The organism is Psychrobacter sp. I-STPA6b (assembly GCF_020662265.1).
In the GTDB taxonomy this organism is placed as follows: domain Bacteria; phylum Pseudomonadota; class Gammaproteobacteria; order Pseudomonadales; family Moraxellaceae; genus Psychrobacter.
Genome location: NZ_VEWM01000122.1, coordinates 182,229 through 200,450, shown reverse-complemented (window position 1 = coordinate 200,450; position 18,222 = coordinate 182,229). Strand labels below are relative to the sequence as shown.

At 37.4% G+C, this 18,222-nt stretch carries 13 protein-coding genes; 5 read left to right on the top strand and 8 right to left on the bottom strand.

The window, feature by feature from the left end; genetic code table 11:
* Window positions 1-176: 176 nt before the first annotated feature.
* Together FHK88_RS13155 and argB are read left to right on the top strand one after the other, a co-directional pair.
* The gene (locus FHK88_RS13155) at window positions 177-1,946 is read left to right on the top strand and encodes a phosphomannomutase/phosphoglucomutase (RefSeq protein ID WP_227431169.1); all 1,770 of its coding nucleotides are present in this window, start codon (window positions 177-179) and stop codon (window positions 1,944-1,946) included.
* 82 nt (window positions 1,947-2,028) lie between these two features.
* Window positions 2,029-2,940 (top strand): acetylglutamate kinase, encoded by a 912-nt coding sequence (gene argB, locus FHK88_RS13150; protein ID WP_227431168.1) that lies wholly within the window; start codon window positions 2,029-2,031, stop codon window positions 2,938-2,940.
* A gap of 104 nt (window positions 2,941-3,044) precedes the next feature.
* Here the strand turns inward: argB and FHK88_RS13145 are convergent, their stop codons facing one another.
* From FHK88_RS13145 to FHK88_RS13110, 8 genes are all read right to left on the bottom strand, one after another.
* Complete coding sequence (locus FHK88_RS13145) at window positions 3,045-4,265, bottom strand: RsiV family protein (RefSeq protein ID WP_227431167.1); 1,221 nt, start codon at window positions 4,263-4,265, stop codon at window positions 3,045-3,047.
* A gap of 498 nt (window positions 4,266-4,763) precedes the next feature.
* Window positions 4,764-7,130 (bottom strand): type II secretion system secretin GspD, encoded by a 2,367-nt coding sequence (gene gspD / locus FHK88_RS13140; RefSeq protein WP_413680532.1) that lies wholly within the window; start codon window positions 7,128-7,130, stop codon window positions 4,764-4,766.
* Between the two features lie 325 nt (window positions 7,131-7,455).
* Window positions 7,456-8,424 (bottom strand): type II secretion system protein N, encoded by a 969-nt coding sequence (locus FHK88_RS13135; protein ID WP_227431165.1) that lies wholly within the window; start codon window positions 8,422-8,424, stop codon window positions 7,456-7,458.
* Window positions 8,421-9,230 carry a type II secretion system protein N gene (gene gspN, locus FHK88_RS13130; protein WP_227431164.1) on the bottom strand — a complete coding sequence of 270 codons (810 nt, stop codon included), beginning with the start codon at window positions 9,228-9,230 and terminating at the stop codon, window positions 8,421-8,423. The genes FHK88_RS13135 and gspN overlap by 4 nt, the downstream gene beginning before the upstream one ends.
* Before the next feature lie 456 nt (window positions 9,231-9,686).
* Complete coding sequence (locus FHK88_RS13125) at window positions 9,687-10,010, bottom strand: H-NS family nucleoid-associated regulatory protein (RefSeq protein ID WP_227431163.1); 324 nt, start codon at window positions 10,008-10,010, stop codon at window positions 9,687-9,689.
* Between the two features lie 894 nt (window positions 10,011-10,904).
* Window positions 10,905-11,528, bottom strand: coding sequence for a single-stranded DNA-binding protein (ssb, locus tag FHK88_RS13120; protein WP_264480688.1), 624 nt, complete (start codon window positions 11,526-11,528; stop codon window positions 10,905-10,907).
* A gap of 202 nt (window positions 11,529-11,730) precedes the next feature.
* A complete protein-coding gene (locus tag FHK88_RS13115; protein WP_227431162.1) occupies window positions 11,731-13,095 on the bottom strand; it encodes an MFS transporter in 1,365 nt (454 codons plus the stop codon).
* A gap of 735 nt (window positions 13,096-13,830) precedes the next feature.
* Window positions 13,831-14,424 carry a biliverdin-producing heme oxygenase gene (locus FHK88_RS13110; protein ID WP_227431161.1) on the bottom strand — a complete coding sequence of 198 codons (594 nt, stop codon included), beginning with the start codon at window positions 14,422-14,424 and terminating at the stop codon, window positions 13,831-13,833.
* Between the two features lie 483 nt (window positions 14,425-14,907).
* Here FHK88_RS13110 and FHK88_RS13105 point away from each other — a divergent pair, with 483 nt between their 5' ends.
* From FHK88_RS13105 to FHK88_RS13095, 3 genes are all read left to right on the top strand, one after another.
* Complete coding sequence (locus FHK88_RS13105) at window positions 14,908-16,500, top strand: DUF1566 domain-containing protein (protein WP_227431160.1); 1,593 nt, start codon at window positions 14,908-14,910, stop codon at window positions 16,498-16,500.
* A gap of 45 nt (window positions 16,501-16,545) precedes the next feature.
* On the top strand, window positions 16,546-17,418 hold the full coding sequence (locus tag FHK88_RS13100) for a DUF1566 domain-containing protein (RefSeq protein WP_227431159.1): 873 nt from the start codon (window positions 16,546-16,548) through the stop codon (window positions 17,416-17,418).
* Window positions 17,419-17,650: 232 nt separating this feature from the next.
* Complete coding sequence (locus FHK88_RS13095) at window positions 17,651-18,136, top strand: YbaN family protein (RefSeq protein ID WP_264480687.1); 486 nt, start codon at window positions 17,651-17,653, stop codon at window positions 18,134-18,136.
* Window positions 18,137-18,222 lie beyond the last annotated feature (86 nt).

Sequence of the window (18,222 nt, the reverse complement as noted above, 5' to 3'; positions counted from 1 at the left end):
CTTTTAGATAATGTGGAACGTTTATCTCGTTAAGTTAATATTTGCACGAGGTAGAATGATATCTAACTTGTTATAAAATATAAAAATTGACTGTTGAGTTTATCACACCTTTTAGCAAAAGTTCTGCAACATTTTTAGAAGAAATTTAAGTTAGGATATGCTAGGAGGGAATAAACATGTGCCGAACTATCACAACTACTGATAATAAAACAATCAAGCATCCAAGTATTAGTATTCAGTCAAATAATACTCAAGTAAAAAAAAACACTGCTAGAAATAGCCCATACGACTTTAGACAACAACAACGCCTATTTCGTGCCTATGACATTCGTGGTGACTACCAATACTTTACCGATGAGTTTGTCTATTATTTAGCCCAAACATTTGCCCAACTGTTTGCCAAGCATTGTGCCAAACAAGTGGTGATTGGTTATGATGTGCGTTATGGCAGTTTGGACATTGCCCATCAACTCGCCTCTGCACTGCAACAACAAAATATTGAAGTTCTTTGGCTAGGCTTAGTCACCACACCCATCATGGCATATTGGGCAGAGCAGTACTCAGGACATGGACTGATGGTGACTGCCAGTCATTCAGCAAAAGATGTGCATGGAATAAAGTGGCTGGTAGCAGGAGAATCTCCTAGTAGTGCAGACATTCAGGCGTTATATCAGCAGTTATTACAACTAGCACAGCAAGATACCCTCACCAAATACCCAACCTTAAATTCAGCCAAAGCACTCAAAGCATCACCTAACAATCCAAATAATAATGAAATTGCAACACGTTATATTACCCGTATTGATAATGCCCTAAAAACCATTAACCAGCCCTACAATCCTACTAACAACGTAGATAATACAACCTCCGAGAAACTACCCATTCGAGTTGTTTTGGATTGCCTAAATGGGGCAACCAGTCTGTATGCCCAGCAGTTATTTGAACAATTTTGTCAGCAGGTTATTTGCTTAAATGACTACCCCGATGGTACATTCCCACTAGGCAACCCTGACCCTGCTGAAGAAAACCGCCTACAACAACTGCAACAAGCCATCATACAACATGATGCTGATATTGGACTTGCCTTTGATGGTGATGGCGACCGCTTGATGGTCGTTGATAATACAGGCAGGCTCATCGCGCCTGACCATCTACTCTATTTATTGGCACAAGTTGCTATTTTTGAAAGCAAACATACAAAACAATTTGCTAACAGCAAGCAGATACCAGAAGTCATTTTTGATGTGAAGTGCTCACACCATCTGCCCAAACTTATCACTGGTCTAAAAGCGCAACCAACCATGAGTAGAACAGGTAGTAGCCTCATGCGTAAAGCCTTACAAACTGGTGGTAGCCATGCCATTTTTGCAGGTGAGCTATCAGGGCATTTTTTATTTAATGATGGCTTTTTTGTCTTACATGATGATGCCATGTACGCAGGATTGCGCCTATTAAACTGGCTCACTCGTAAATCACAACAATCAAAACAAAGCTTGGCAGATATTGTGGATGAACTACCGACAATGGTTAGCACTGCTGATATCTACCTACCCTTACCCCCTTCTTCTACCATACAACTATCATCGCCAAAACAAACCAAATCTACAAATAATACTAACACTAAAGACCATCCACTACTGATACAATTGCGTCAATTATGTCAGCAGTTGTGCAACTCTGCATCCAGTAAAAGCCAACAGACTGACCTATCCGAAAATATACTACCCAAAAAAACAACCCTAACCTGTATTGATGGTATACGTTTGGACTTTTCTCATGGCTTTGGTATCATTCGTCAATCAAATACCAGTCACAGCTTTACAGTACGCTTTGCAGGTGACACCCTTGATGACCTAACAAAGGTACAACAATATTTTGTGTCTCTATGTCATCAATTTGACCCAGACTTTGCCAAGCAGATAGCCAATATCTGTCCAACTGTATAAAATATAAAGTTATAAAATAAAAAGTTTTAGGGCATATGATGTGTTTACAATGCTCTATATTAATCAATATTAGGAACCCACTATGTCCTTAAATCTTGCTGAAGCCAAAACCACCGCAGAAGTACTCACCACTGCCCTACCCTATATCCAACGCTTTGAAGATAAAATCATTGTGGTCAAATATGGCGGTAACGCCATGACAGATCCTGCTCTGGAAAGCTCATTTGCTCGTGATGTTGTCTTATTGAAGACCGTTGGTTTACATCCTGTTGTAGTACATGGTGGCGGTCCTCAGGTAGATAACTTACTTAAAGAGCTGGGCAGACAATCACAACGTATTGATGGCATGCGAGTCACTGATAAAGACACCATGGATGTGGTCGAGATGGTCTTAGGTGGTAGTGTTAATAAATCTATTGTCAGTCTCATTAATAAACACGGCGGACGAGCAATTGGTCTAACTGGTAAAGATGCCAACTTGATTCGTGCAAAAAAACTGCTGATGAACAAAAAGAATGATGATGGCAGTGAGCAAGCCATTGATTTAGGTTATGTTGGTGAAGTCGTCAGTGTCAATAAAGACGTTATTATGATGTTAATCCGCTCAAACTTTATTCCCGTCATTGCACCACTGGGTGTCGATAATGAGGGTAACAGCTATAATATTAATGCAGACTTAGTAGCTGGTAGAGTTGCTGAATTTCTGCAAGCAGAAAAACTGATGTTACTCACCAATATCAAAGGAGTTTTGGGTAAAGATGGTGAAGTGGTAACAGGCTTAACACCCAAAAAAGTAGATGATCTGATAGCTGACGGCACAATTTCAGGTGGTATGATTCCAAAAATTCAATGTGCTTTAGATGCTGTGCGTGGTGGTGTCAAAAGTGCAGTCATTGTTGATGGTCGAGTTCCCAATGCCACTTTACTTGAAATTTTCACCACAAAAGGTGTGGGTACATTAATCAGCCGTGAGATAGAAAACAAAGATGGATAATATGATAAAAATTTAACCCTATAAAAGTTGCATCGGTAAGGCTAATCATACTTGATTGGCCTTTTCTTTTGTTCTCTTTACTACTAACCACGCCCTACCCCTAACTAATAAGAAAGATGGCGTACCTCTATCACTGCTTTGCTCTTATTGTCGGTATCATGGTTATTATTACTATCCTGCTTAGTCGTATTAATTACATAACGTGGTTTAAGTAACGGCTGAATCAATGTATAAGGTACATACAGCTCCACAATCTCATTCTGTCTATCTGGCTCTGATGATGCCTTACGCTCAGTTAGATTCTCAGCCACAGTATCTGTCTTCAACGCTGGCATATCCATATCTACAATTTCCCCTGGCTGATAGAGCAAGTGTAACCCGTCTCCATCTAAATACCACTGTGCAGGAAAATCAATGGGAAGTGGAATCTTGTCTGTCAATGCAGGTTGAGCATCAAACTTTTTTGTTGCCTTTTGTAAGACAGATAATAAATCTTCTATAACATATTGCTCTTTAAGTATATCTTTTAATGATAGTTGCTTATTATTTGCCATATCAACCATGGCATAATAAACATAATCTAACCTAGGAGAGTAATTAAAGCGTTGTTGTACAGAAGCAATATTAAAATATCCAGTCTGATTTTTATTGAGATAAAAGTTTGTCTGTATAAACTGATAAACAGGTAAATCTACTGTGCCTTTATGCTGTCCCTTTACCTGTCTTAACAGCATACGTACAAAAGTTTTTGCGATATCCTTTTCACCACTTAATGAAGTTTCTGGAGCAATATGCTGTGCTATTGTCTTCCACATGATATTTTCAAGCCACGGCTGTGAGGGAGAAAACAATAAAGTATTTAACTCAAGATAACGACACTGCTGACTTCCTAACGTATTTGCCGTCTGTGCCAAGCTCATAGCACTATCTTCGTTTATCTCAAACTGACAATTAGGGGTTTGTGCTATTGTCTGGTATAAGTTTGCCTGTAGGTGTGGAGAAATGAACGCATCTTCTAGAACTAAGCTAGTATATAGCTCTTGGTCAACACTAGAAGTACTACCTTTCTGCAATTTTGATAACTCTGCAAGCTTAGGCAGTTCATCTGACTGTATTGTTGGTATACTACGACTACTTGTCTCAGTAACTAGATCCTCTTGCAACTCTCTTGGCTCTTGTGGGGCTTTATCACAACCAGAGAGACCACCTAGCATAACTATGCCCAATAAACTGACACCAAAACTTCCCTGCCACCAGCTTTGTCGCTTATGATAACCAAATAACCACTGTTTCAAACGCACCATCACTGACTTATGATAAAACATATAAATAAACAACCAAGCAAATCTGACGTTACTGACTTGAAGTATCTCTATTTTTCTGAATACGGTGATACTTCTGACCACTAGATTGCCTCATGGTTATATAGCCGTTGGCTGTACTACTTCGCCGAGGAATTAATAAGAGTGCCAATCCTACCAAGCTGAGCTTTATTATTGATGCTTTACGCACAAGCATTTCTCCTCTCAATCGTTTTAGCTTTTACTATTGAACAATTCAATTATATAAAAATACAAACTTATTTTTATCTAGTAACATATATATTTGACTATGTTAACTAAATTTATCTGGACGATATGTATAAGTATGTTACTAATGACATTTGTTTGTAAAGTAACATGACTCATATCATATTTTTAGAAATAATTTGCACTTACTGCATAATTCTTCAACATATTTCGGTATTCATAAATAAAAACTGCCCATTATTTATACAATAATGGGACAGCATCAACGTAATGAGATAAAAACTAATTGATAACTTATTCTGTAATCTGACTATCCTCAATATCTACAATAGTTGCTTCTTCTGAGTGTAACTCTGGACTACCCAAATTTGACATGTCTGCTGGATAAACAGGTGGTGGCTCAGAATATGACTCTGGCACAGACTCAATTAATACTGGCGATTCAATTATTGGTGCTTGTTGGTAGGTTGTGCTAGCTGGCAATACCACAGCTTCCTTAGTTGCCAGACCAGCTTCTGTTTCTGTCGTCACTTTCTGGACATCTGATGAGCGTACCTGCTCTATATTTATTGTTGAGTTTGTCATTGGGTTTAAAGGCATCAGTTTATAGCCATTATTATCATAACTCTCCCAACCTTGAGCGCCAGATAATGGTATTTTTTTAATCGTACCATTTTTGTCAATAACCAACTTCATAACTCGCATCTGATTATAGGTGCGCTCAGTCACACTTGCCACTGCACCACCATCTCGTAAAATCGTTGGTTGTAAAAAGATAATTAAGTTACTTTTATCTGTCTTAGTATTATCTGAACGGAATAATCGTCCAACAAATGGAATATCACCTAAACCAGGTACTTTTTGCTGACCATTGGTTGTATTATCACGCATTAATCCACCAAGAGCGATGGTTTGCTGATCATCTGCTAAAATTGTCGTATTAATCAAGCTTTTATTTGTCACTAAGCCACTGGCATTGCTTGCTGAACCATTCACGACAGAAGATACTTCTTGTGAGACCTCTAAACGCACTGTTCCATTTTCACCAATATGAGGAATAACATTTAAATTAATCCCGACATCTTTACGCTCAATTGTTTGAAAGGGGTTATTAGACGAGCTACCACTTGTGGTATAAGAGCCTGTAACGAAAGGAACATTCTGCCCCACCAAAATACTGGCTTTTTCATTATCCAGTGTCAATATAGACGGCATCGACAATAAGTTAGCACTATTTGTAGAATCCAGTGCTTGTAAAACTGCACCATAAAACTGGGTATTACCATTGGAGTCCTTATTTACATTACCCATACCCAGTAAGGCACCTGCAATGGAACTTGCAGCACTACTTGCGCCACCAGTAAGTGCTGCTGTAGCCAATGCCGTTGCACTCACACCCACATTATTAAAGTTCACCACTCCATAGCCACTGTTAGCATTACCTAATGCCCACTGTACACCCAGCTGTTTGGCATCATTACCTGATACTTCAACAATCGCAGCCTGAATCAATACCTGCGCACGTCGTGTATCTAACTGATTAATAGCTTCTTCAATCTCTGCCATCAACTCAGGCTCAGCATTAATAATCACAGAGTTCTGGGTTTCATCAGCAATGATACTAAATGGACGTGAACCACTACCTACAGAAGATGACCCAGCCGAACCCGAACTGGCTCGACTACCTGAGGAAGCTGTACTACTAGCAGAGCTTAACCCTGATGATGCACTACTGGTAGTTGCCGAAGAATTACTGCTTCCATCAAGGAGCGAAGCAGACTCAAGTGTAGATACAGCGCCTGTACTATTGAGTGATTGGTTTGATAATAAACCACGTAACATTTCGGCAATATGACTAGCGCTGGCATATTTAAGACGAAATACTCTCAAACCACTTAATCGTCGAGATGGCATCGTATCTAGCTGGTTTACCATCTCTTGAATCTGTGCAATCGTCTCAGGGCTGCCTTTGACTAATAAACGATCACTGGCAGTATCAGCAATAATTTTTAGCTGACTTCCTGTTGTACCATTGTCACTTGCTGTTCCCGTCAGATTGCTAATCAAATCCATCATACGCTCAGCATCAACATGACGCAAAGGTATCACGCTTAAAATATCATTACTATCACTGTCTAAATCTCTAACCAGTGCCGTAATTTGGTTTAGGTTCTCTGCACGATCAGACAATACTAACGCATTGACTCCTGGAACAGCGGCTGCATGCGCAGACTGAGGCATTAAGGGTCTAATAACGGTTAATATCTCTGCTGCTGGTGTATTGCTCAAATAGACAATCCGCGTCTTCATGGCTTCACCAACACTATCACCTCGCAAATCAACCTCTATACCAGTCTGCTTTGCGACAGTATCAGGTACTAGCTTAACGGTTGTCCCTGTATCAATAGCTGCGATCCCATTGACCTGCATCACACCTAAAAATAGCTGGTAGACTTCTTCTTTTGATAAAGCACGATTAGAAATGACGGTCACATTACCATTAATACGAGGATCTAACACAAAGTTTTGGTTAGTAATCGTTGCCACTTCATTAATAAAAGCCTTAATATCAGCATCCTGTAGATTGACCTTCCAACTTTCTGCATAAGCAGGATGCAATGATGCCATCCATAATGAAGTCGATAAACACAACAGACGCAAAGTATGCTTGCGACCACTGCTACTTTCAGCCTTCTTTTGCCATTGATAACGATCTAAAAAATTCCGTTGCAATGCGTGCAAAGAATCGATACCAAAATTGTGTAATTTAAACCTTATCATCATTATCCACTGTCTTTATCCGACTATAATTAGGGTATGCTCAATCTTCATCTTCGTTGGAAAAATGTAGCCAATTTTCACCTAAAAGTAAAATATAGCTTCCACACACAAAGTAGTCTCATCACACTCAATCAACACTACTGTGTTTACAACATCTAAAACTCGACTTAAGGCATATAAATATATAGACTGCTAAAATAAGCCATTAAAACTGCTGACGAATATTAATCACCTGATCGCCACGTCTCACCTCAATTTGAGCTTCACCCGACTGCTTCACTTGTTGCAGTAAATCGGCATCTGCCGCAGGATTACTACCCACATTCTGCCCATTTACAGACAATACTCTATCTCCAGCCTCAAGACCCAACCTATCACGGATATGTGCTGGCATGGCTTCTGTGACCTGATAGCCTTCTCCTGTCGCCATCACACCCATACGACTTAAATAACTGGCAGGATTTTGTTTTAGTTCTTCTGTGGCTTGATTCAAAGAAGCATTCACATCCGGTTCTGTTTGCTCTGGTGCTTCGATACCACCTTCAGCTTGAAAACCTTCTAATGCTCCATCCGTATCCAATGCATCTAGTGCCATCTGCTCATCAAGGCGATTATTTGTAGTTACTGAAGCACCAGACGATGCAGACAAACGATGGTTACCAATACCACGACTATTACTAGCCCCAGCTGTATTTTGATTTAACTCTAATGGTGGAGGCATATCAATAACAACTTGATTGTCACTATCATCAGCAATAATGACCTGATTCCATGAAACATCTATCAGCTTATACCCTGTGTCTGCCAAAAACTTACCAATACGATAATTCGCTACTTTTCCCTCTACTTCAAGCATTGCTGAAGATAGATCACTTGGCTGCGCTATCATGACACCCTTCAGGGTAACTTGTGGTGGTGGACGTTTTGGAGTTGCAGGCTGACTTGGTTCATTCTCGAAGATAGTCAAAGCATTACTGGTATTTGTAGATAATACTGGGGGTGGCTGTTTTTCTAAAAGAGGTAAAGCTGGTGCTACAGGCGGGGCTAAAATCAGCCAAAGAATACGGGCAACACTCCAGCACAACCAAATAATTGCTAATAATAATAACCAACCTGACAGTCGGTTCACCCATACGATCGCCGACTTAGCTATTTGACTTGCTGAAGTAGTCATGACTGACCACCCAAAAGAGGCTGACGCACACTCACAACGGCTGTATCTGCGGGCGCACTACCACTATATTCTGGCATATTTTCCAAAAATCTTTGCGTCAAGCTCACATCTAACATCGCATCATTATCAATATACAAGTCGCCAAGGCGCTTATTATTATTATCTACAAGATTGGCATGAATAACTTGTTTATTATCTTTATTCTCATTACTAATATCAGCACGCATTGCTGGCAATAAAATCTGATATATCTTGTTTCCACTAGGATAGCCCATCTCTCCACCAACCCAAGTCAGCTGTCCATCAACATCCTCAAAACCCACTGACTTATCATAACTTAAAGAAAGTGCATTAATCTGTATTGGTGCATCTGGAAGTTGCCAATTTACTACAGAAGACAATGTTTGCTTATCAATTTTTCCTGACCAATCTTGCAACTGCCACTGACTAAAACTACGATTAATCTGTCCTTGTAATCGCGTCTGTCCGGACTCAATCTCAACATCCATGCCTACCTTTCCTAAAAATAAAGCCCAAGGACGCCACTGCCACATAACCGAACCAGTAACCACTGATGAAGGATTGGCTGACAGCTCAGGTGGCAGCTGAACAATGGCTGAACCATGCCATAAATTCCCCGACACTTGCTGAATCAGCTTTGAATCAGGTGCAAACTTACCTAATAGCCATATTGCTGGTATCTGAACTAGAATACAAAGCAACAATATCACAATAGCAACCAACCACCATATCTTCCATGGTCGAGGTTTTTGATTAGCTGAGGATGCAACGGTCTTCAAAGCCACAATTATAGATGCCTATATTACAAAGCTGTAGAGAAATCTAAGAGCACATATGTAACAACAGCCAATACAACAAACCAGTGTTACTATCACTGTTGATTAAAAAATGTCCATATTAACGAGTGAACACTTTCAGGTCAAAACAAATTAGAAGATGATGGAGGCTCTTAAATAAAAAATTGGTCAGATTTTAACAGAGAAAGTATGGTTACTCATACTATTTTTATAATTTTTTATCTTAATTGTTTTAAGTGATTGTTTTTTGAGGTTAGCTAAACAGTCGGCTGGATAACTTTTCCACGACTATCATAAGCATATAAAGTGGTCATATATTATAGAAAAAGAATTGTCATACTTTAAATAAACATAGATCTGGACATGATAGGATATCTATCATGCCCTAATCTTGCTTTATTGACTCATTCATTAAATCAGTACAATAATAGTCTAATGAATATATTAGACTGCAAAGTCTTCAAGCTTTTTGCCTTGCTCTAAAGCTTCGACCAACCAAGTTGGTTTGCGTCCGCGACCAATCCAAGTCTCATCTGCATTATTAGGGTTGCGATATTTAATATTACGCTCTCTTTCTAGCTGCTCACCCGCTTCTAAAATCTCATCAATGCTAGCATCGCACTGTTCAGCAATTTGTTCAAATTGACGATAAGCATCAAATAAACGCTGATGTTGCTTTTCAACAATTAATTGCTTTGCATTTTCAGAAAGAGCTAAAAGCTCATCAACATCAAGTTTTGCTAAATCTGCGGCTGTAAGTTTACTCATTATTTGCCCTACCTATAGTCTGGGTTAAAAAATATTTTTGAAATAACGATAAGAATAAATATATAGCAAATAAGCATAACAATAAAATAAGTCATCATTAAACTTATGGCAGTAATACAAATGGCTAGCACCATTTTCTATCTATGACCATCTAAGTATGTTTTATTACTAATACATCACTCAACATACTTACACTTGCTTTAATATATCCCTATGTTTTATAGCTTATTCACAACGATCCTAGCAATATCATAGTCCTTCAATTTAGTAGATTATACTAAAATAAAACTAACTAATATATCAGACTGATATAAATAAACCATAACATACTACCTATGGTAGATAAACCATCATGATAGCGCTATATATTCTATAACAAAGTTAGGATTTTTTTAAATAAAATTGCTTAATAAATACAATAAACTATAAAAGCTATCCCATATACTAACACTATCTTTCTAACTATGGCTAATCTGCTGGTAATTATATATTAATTTTCAACTTTAAAACAGCTTTATTGTTTTAAATAACTGATACTTAAATACAGTTTATTTGCAATTAATTCAAATTTTTATGGAATAAAAGTACAGTTTGATAGAAATCCGTAACAAAATTTATAATAAAAAATCTTTGATAGCCCTACTATAAAATAAAAATAGCTTCGTACTATCTACGAGTATTATATATTTATCTCTTTCTCATTCCTTCAGATTATTACTATAATCTATATTAAGAATGGTATCTTACTTATAGTTTTATTACCTAATACAAAAAAAGCCCAACTACAATATAGTAAGGCTTTCTAATTCAACAAACACTTTAAGCTAGGTATTTCAGATCCGTCCAGTATAAGCTTTGAAGGCTTTGACTACTGCATGAACCTAAAGATACATTCTAAAACGGTATATCATCATCTACAGGCGCATCTGACATTGGTGCATTATTATTTGGAACATTTGCTGTGGATGTGTTTTGTGGTTGCCCTTGTTGTACATTAGGGGCATTATTAGCAAAGCTGTTTTGAGGAGCTTGGTTATTATAAGCACCAGTATTTTGAGGTGCAGATTGATTTTGATAACCACCTTGCTGAGATTGATTCATACCAAAGTTATTGGATTGACCAAAGTTATTATTTTGAGACTGGTTATTTTGATAGCCTCCCTGATATCCATTTTGATTTGAACCAACACTGTCTAACATTTGCATTTGGTCAGCACGTATTTCAGTTGTATAACGGTCTTGACCATTTTGGTCTTGCCACTTGCGAGTACGTAGGCTACCTTCAATATAAACCTTGCTTCCTTTACGCAAATATTGAGCGGCAATCTCACCTAGACGATTAAATAGCACAATACGATGCCATTCTGTGGCTTCCCGTTTCTCACCTGTCTGTTTATCTGTCCATTGTTCAGATGTCGCAACAGAGATATTTGTAACACTACCACCATTACTAAATTGATGAGACTCAGGATCTGCACCTAAATTACCAACGATAATGACTTTATTAATACCACGCATAGTTATATCCTTTTAAAAGATAAAAATTGTAAGTTTTTATAAATGTCATATACTTACCATAGATGCAAAACATGTATCTATGCAAACAATATAACATTCTTAAATTTGATTTATATAGTAAATAGACACTACCTTTCATAAGGATAGGCTACACAAATTTAATTCCTAGAAATACAATGATGTTACTTTACCTAAATTTACCTTAGATATCTAGCACTGTTGGAGTTAGACTCGACAACTGCTGTCGTGCAGCATCATCCATTTGATGCTTATCCACCTTCAGGTATGCTACACCCTCCTTATCCATCACCACAATATCATCAACACCATCAATTGACATAACTTGCTGTGACCAACGATGAATATCAATATTTTCTGGAATGCTTAGTGTTGCACTGGTCAAATAAGGCGGATGATCAATGGTAAAAATAAAAAATAAGGCAGTCGCCATAACCAATGCCAATATACTCCATGCTAAAGCAGGGCTATGTGTCAACAAAATACCACCTAATGCCCCACCAACAAAAGCACCAAAGAACTGACTAGATGAATTCAGTCCCATTGCTGTTGCTTTATTTGCAACTGGTGCTTTTTTAGATATCCATGAAGGGATGGTTGCTTCCAAGAGATTAAAACCAATAAAGTACAGGCCAAGACTAATGATAATACCCGCACCCCATTGATACGCCAGTGCTAAGCCACCTAATGCAATAACCATCAATGCCACTGCAGCAATAAATACTTCTCGCATTTTTTTGCGTTTTTCCGCAATAATAATAAAAGGGATCGCAATGGCAAAACCAATAAAGAGCAATGGCAAATATACATAGCCCTGTTGGCGTACATTTAGACCCAATACCGCAGACAACTGCTGTGGCAAAATCACAAAAATCGCAGTCATGGTTAAATGTAGTGCAAATATTCCAAAATGCAACCGATTCAAATCACCAATCGTGACCACATCTTTAAGCTGTTCTCCAATCGACTTATCTGCTAAATTATGTTTTAACACACGCACTGGTGTAGGAATCACTGCCAGTAAAGCCATTGCTATCAATGCTAATACAACTGTTAGCCAAAATAACCCTGAAATATCAAGCACATCAACAAACATTGGACCAAATGCAAATGCTAACATGATCGAGGTCGCAATGGTCAAGCCCATCGTTGCCATCGCTTTGGTGCGTGTCTGCTCTCGAGTTACATCTGCCAATAAAGCCATTAATACTGCAGATACTGCACCACTACCTGCCAATGCTCTACCAATAATTACTTGATAAATACTATCCGCTGTCGCCGCCAGTATGCCTCCCAATGCAAATAAGACCAACCCAAATAGAATCATTGGCTTACGAGGGAACTTATCTGCTGCCAAGCTTATTGGAATCTGAAACAGGGCTTGCCCTAATCCATAGATACCAACCGCCAGACCAATCAAAAAGGGGGTTGCATGAGTATACTGATCACCATATACCGAAAAAACAGGGACTATCATAAACAGCCCAAACATACGCAAGGCAAAGATACCACCAACGCCAGCAATGGCGCGCTTTTCTACATGATTCATACATTACCGCCCTATTGCAGTATTACTCATAAAAAAAAGACACTATAGTCTAAGAAGCCAATTTTCGCTACTCAAAAGACCTATACACACTGTAATAACAGATAATGATTATCAATCATGCTGTTATACAGATTTATTCATAAAAACCTATTGTACTTTTATTTTGATTAGAACAGTTAAAGTGCAACTCTTCAATTAGCTCACTTATATCATCATACCAATCAATAGCAATATCTAGATATTAGATAAGTCACAAATAATTTAAAAGCAATAACTAAATGATAAACCATTACTACCATCAATTATTGCGCTAATAATATAACCATTCAATAATTATTAGTTTCTTAATCATTATCATCAATCTGGCATCTTGCTATAAATAACCTTTAAATATAATTACTTAGACATATATCCAACCTCCCTAGAGGCTTTCTCCTAATATCAATCATCTCCATATTTTAAATATATCTATTAATCACTTATCGACCATATTGAAGTTTATAGAAGATACAGAAAGAATATCTGTGAGGTATATTTCAAAACTTATGATTTACCAGAGATATTATCAATATAAACAGATAGATACAAAATAAAGTAGCCTGACATTCATCAAACTACTTTATTATATTAAACAACCAAACCTACAATGAGGACATGTCATTTTTTCACAAGCATTAAATACAAATATGGATGTAACAAACTGACACTCTTATACTTTTAGATAGAGAAGTATTTTTACTTACTACCTGCATATACTGCATGAATCAAAGATTTAAAATAAGCGAATGCCTCATCAGAACCTTGCATTGCTTGTGCTTTTTCTTCGTCATTAAGTTTTAGATTATCTAGTTTTTCTTTAAATGCACGCCAGTGACGCATACGTCCATCAGGATGTGCTGCCAAGTGAGCTGCACCATGCTCATCAGTTAACTCAATCTTGCCTGCTTCTTTATACAAAATAGCAGCACCGACATTTGACCCTTCGGCACAATACAACCAACCAAGGCGATTTGCGCCTGTTGGTGCTGGACGAGCAATCTCTATCTGAGCAGGTTGTACATTAAGAGTTTGCATATCTTTATTTACCATATCAGCTCTTGCTAGCTCATTTAGAGCTTCTAACTCTTTATTTAGCTGATCATCTTGGTAAATATCACGTAACGTTTCATGAAACTCATGCTGAGCTTGTAAAAATCTGCCATAATTTTCAACAGATGCAAATGGTTGCATTGACATAACTAATTCATCAACACTGTCATGGGTTACTCTAGAGTGCTTTTTTAATTCTTCACTAAAAGTTAAAGCACTATCTTGATTGCTTTCGCTCATCTTACTATCCTTCATAATGTGGAAATATTAATTGCTAGAACTTAGACTTATTGATACATAAGTCTTTGGTTTATTTTATAAAAAAAATAATGAGATATTTGGCATCATTTTAGTAGATAATAAAAAATAAATAATTAATATCACCCACTCTCTAAAATCAGTCATATATTCATATAGTTACATATAAAAACCAAATTAAAAGACAAACATTCTTGAAACAAAAACTAAAAATTAATAGTAATTATCATTTACTTGTTTGCTTATAAATGGTACTCTATTTGTAGAGATATGTAAACGATTGGTAAAGACTTTTTAACAAATCACTTTTTCAATAATCTAGTTACCATAAATACGTTACACAACATTTTGTTTAGGGCTATCAAAATGTGAGATCTCTCTAATATTCTATAGTATCTATAGTCATCCTGTCCTGATACTTAACAATTATACCTTATCCCAAGGTAAAAAATTTAAGGAAAACTTATGAAAGTAACCTCACATTCAAAAATCCCTACCCTGCTGGCTGCTAGCTTGTCATGTCTGATGCTTGCTGGTTGTGGTGTTGATGATAAACCAACCCTACCTTCCAGTCATACAAGCTCTGAAAGTAACACTGATAATAAAACACCTGAAATTTCACTAATCAATTTTAGCTACAGTACTTCTGAAGGAGATGGGGAACTATCTTATATAGTGACAGTAAAAGATATTACTACCTTAAAAGCAGGCAAACCAGTAACTATAAAGTATCAACTGGAAGAAAATGGCTCAACTGATAGCATATTAGATTTATTAAAAGATCCGAGTCAACAATCAGGAACCCTGACATTAACCTCAGAAAAACCACAGATTGATTTAAAAATTCCATTAAAGTCAGATAATCAAGCAACTGAAGACCGAAAAATAACTATCATATTATCTGAACCAACTGGTGGTGCAAAACTAGGTGAAGTTACGACAACAGAAAGTACAGTAAAAAATACAGACTTAGGTTTACAAATCTCAAATGCAACAGCTATTAAAGGCAATGCTGAAACTACTCTAGACTTCACTGTTAGCACTAGCCCTAAGCAAGCTGTAACCCAAGATACCAAAGTATTTTTTGAAGTAGTTCCAGGAACAGCTAGAGAGGGTGTGGACTATACTCTTCCAAAGAATAATTTTGTTGTCATTAAAAAAGGACAAGATAGTGTCACTATCCCTATTACTTTAATTGGTGAAGAGCCGAAGACATCAAAAACTTTTAACATTAATCTATTAAATGATAGTCAGCTACCATTATTTAAAGGGCTATCATCAGGTACAGCAACTATTAGTAATTATGTAGCAGAGCCAGCAAAACGTACCTTGTTAAACGATACAGGTGTTACTTTCTCTGGACAAACTGTGGGGAACGATACTGACTGCATGTCTAAAGAAGGCCAAGATTGTAATATAGGCCGTGATAATACAGACACAGATGAAGTAGATGGAATTGCAGGTTTTTCTTTTACCAAACTTGATGATGAGGGGCAAGAACTACCTGTAAATGCTACACAATGGCGATGCGTCAAAGATAATGTGACAGGGCTAGTTTGGGAGCGCAAAACCTTTAATGAAAAGCAAGAAGATAAAGATTTTCAAGATGCTAAATATGAATATGGCTACTATAACAGCCAAACTCAAACAGGAATTAAAGATACTGGAAAAAATGAAGGACAAGACGGTTGTGGACTTGCTGGCGATATTTGCTCAACTGAACAGTATGTTATCCATGCCAATACACAAAACCTATGTGGTCTAACAAACTGGCGTCTACCAACTCGCTTTGAGATCTTTAATATAGTCAATCTAGGCTCAAAAGCTGGTAATAAAGCATTACACGCCGATTGGCTATTTAGTAATCCTGATAATCTACCTTCATCGGGTATATGGACAAGCTCACCTGCAGTCAGTAAAACAGCAGATGGTAGTTATCAATTTGATAGAATATGGACAGTATATAATGACGGGTCATTTAGCAAGTCAGATCCAACAAGTTCATGGAACAGTGCGGGAGTTATTTTGGTTAGTAATGGTGAGACACCTCAACCATAACATCAACTCAAAATATTGATATTTAATTTTTCAAGGAAATAAGTAATGACAATTTATAAAAATGACCGCCAACATATCAAATCCTACTTGTTTGTTGGAGTAGCTTTAATAGCAGGAACAGCAATAGCTGCTGAACTTATGCCTGAACCTAGCATTGCTCCAGTGGATGCTCCTGCTGAGTTTACTGCTGACAATCCTACTGATGTCTACACACTAGAACAAGCGAATGCAACAGATAAAGCCAGTCAGTTAATATGGTCTCGCTGTCTAGTAGGACAAACCTTTACTGATGGTGCTTGTCAAGGTGAACCAACTGAGTTTACCAGCTGGCAAGCAGCTATTGATGCTACCCAGCTACAAGCTAAAGATGGCTGGCGACTGCCTAATATAAAAGAACTAGTGAGTATTACAGAAACCACACAAGTATTTCCTGCAATCAATACCAGTGTATTCCCATTTGCTAAAAATTTAAGATTCTACAACCATGAAGAAACTAGAGAGAAACCAGATTATGGAAAATGGGTTCCTCAAGCTGAGCATGCAGGTCAGACTTGTACTGAAGATGAATGGGGTAGAATGACAGACCAAGCAGGTTGGACATGTCTCAACCCCCAAATACCTGCAAAATATATACCTGAAGTATCAAGCCCTTATATTTGGTCATCAACCCCTGTTGCCTATATTCCTTATCAAAAACCAAGCTGGGGAGAACCTTTACCATTAGAAGAGCAAGAAGCACAGAATGAGAAAAGCCGTAAATCTGCTAATTTTGTCTATGCTTTAGATTTAGCAGAAGGCACTCCCAATCAGGTAACCCGTGATGGCATTGCTATTGGCGAAACAGATGAAGGTAAATACAGTGATGTATATAAAGAAAAAAGAGCTCGCTATATTCTCTTAGTAAAAGATATGTCTTAATTAAATATATTTTACTACGTTACCTAATAAGAGACTAGCACCGATGCTGCACTGGCACATCGGTGTTTTATGTTTTTTATAAATATCCAGCATTAATCATTAATTAATTACAACACACTTATATTTTTATATTATTTCTATCATATAAAAGATAGATTACTCATACAAATATTGCTATTTATATAAGTAATCCATCCAGTGCTGACACAACCCTTTTTTAGATATAACAATCATGACTACCAAATATCCTCAAGACTCACAAAATATTGCTGTCAAAAATGATACTATTTCCACTATTGATTATGGAGATACTGCCAACTTATCTCAGACCAGCCAAGTACATAGTAACCGTTTTATCCGCTGGTTATTTTTATTTTTAGGCACATTATTTTTTGCTTTAGGTATGATTGGTGTTGTGTTACCAGTATTACCGACCACACCCTTTGTACTCTTAGCAGCTGCTTGCTGGGCAAAAGGCTCAGATAGATTTCATCAATGGCTTATCAATCATAAAGTCTTTGGCAAGATGGTTACTGATTGGCAACAAAAACGTGCTATTCCACGCTACGGGAAATATCTGGCATGGACAATGATGACAGCCTCTTGCATGATGTTGTTTTACCGCCTACAAGACAGTAGCTTACTATGGCTGGCATGGGTAACATCTGCTATTTGCTTGGCAACTGCTATCTGGATGGCTCGTCTACCAGATGCCTGATACCTAATATTTTTATCTTTGCATTTTTTGAAAGTAATAAAAAACGCTGGAATATCTATTCCAGCGTTTTTTAATTGCAAGTTGTT

Coding starts and splice junctions, on each gene's coding strand:
- argB (WP_227431168.1), top strand. CDS start 2,029: ATGTCCTTAAATCTTGCTGAAGCCAAAACCACCGCAGAAGTACTCACC.
- FHK88_RS13095 (WP_264480687.1), top strand. CDS start 17,651: ATGACTACCAAATATCCTCAAGACTCACAAAATATTGCTGTCAAAAAT.
- FHK88_RS13115 (WP_227431162.1), bottom strand. CDS start 13,095: ATGAATCATGTAGAAAAGCGCGCCATTGCTGGCGTTGGTGGTATCTTT.
- FHK88_RS13135 (WP_227431165.1), bottom strand. CDS start 8,424: ATGACTACTTCAGCAAGTCAAATAGCTAAGTCGGCGATCGTATGGGTG.
- FHK88_RS13125 (WP_227431163.1), bottom strand. CDS start 10,010: ATGAGTAAACTTACAGCCGCAGATTTAGCAAAACTTGATGTTGATGAG.
- FHK88_RS13155 (WP_227431169.1), top strand. CDS start 177: ATGTGCCGAACTATCACAACTACTGATAATAAAACAATCAAGCATCCA.
- FHK88_RS13145 (WP_227431167.1), bottom strand. CDS start 4,265: ATGTTTTATCATAAGTCAGTGATGGTGCGTTTGAAACAGTGGTTATTT.
- FHK88_RS13100 (WP_227431159.1), top strand. CDS start 16,546: ATGACAATTTATAAAAATGACCGCCAACATATCAAATCCTACTTGTTT.
- FHK88_RS13110 (WP_227431161.1), bottom strand. CDS start 14,424: ATGAGCGAAAGCAATCAAGATAGTGCTTTAACTTTTAGTGAAGAATTA.
- FHK88_RS13105 (WP_227431160.1), top strand. CDS start 14,908: ATGAAAGTAACCTCACATTCAAAAATCCCTACCCTGCTGGCTGCTAGC.
- ssb (WP_264480688.1), bottom strand. CDS start 11,528: ATGCGTGGTATTAATAAAGTCATTATCGTTGGTAATTTAGGTGCAGAT.